Below are 621 nucleotides of genomic sequence, written 5' to 3' on the forward strand. Positions count from 1 at the left end.
GCGGGGGGGTGCAGGTGCACGTCCGGGTCAACGACCTCGCCGGGCCGCGCGGGCTCGACGACCTGGCCGCCGTCGGCGACCTGGCCGACGCCGTGCGGCTGCCCAAGGTCGAGTCGGCGGACGTGCTCGACGCCGTCACCGGCGCGCCGGCGTACGCGCTGCTGGAGTCGGCGGCCGGGATCGTCGCGGCCAGGGAGATCGCCGCGCACCCCCGCGTCGCCGGGGTCGCGCTCGGCGAGCAGGACCTGGCCGCCGAGCTGTCCATCACCGACGAGAACGCCATGAACCACCTCAGGCTCCAGGTCGTGCTCGCCGCCGCCGCGGCGGGCCTGCCGCCGGTGCCGATGTCGGTCTTCCCGAACGTCAAGGACGAGGGCGGTCTCCTCGCCTCCTGCCGGGCCGGCCGGGCGCTCGGCCTGTTCGGCCGGACCGCGATCCACCCTCGGCAGATCCCCGTGATCAGGCGGGCGTTCCGCCCGACGGAGGAGGAGACGGCCAGGGCCGCCGAGATCGTCGAGGCGGCGGAACGGGCCGAGCGGTCGGGGAGCGGCGCGGTCGCGCTGCCGGACGGCCGGTTCGTGGACGCCCCCATCGTCACCAGGGCCCGCCGCACCCTGGCCC

1 protein-coding gene is annotated in these 621 nt (G+C 77.1%); it reads left to right on the forward strand.

From position 1 onward, the window contains the following. The coding region (locus tag ETD85_RS62685) for an HpcH/HpaI aldolase/citrate lyase family protein (RefSeq protein ID WP_138699150.1) at positions 1-621 on the forward strand (621 nt) is incomplete at both ends.

This window comes from Nonomuraea zeae, assembly GCF_005889725.1.
Taxonomy (GTDB): domain Bacteria; phylum Actinomycetota; class Actinomycetes; order Streptosporangiales; family Streptosporangiaceae; genus Nonomuraea; species Nonomuraea zeae.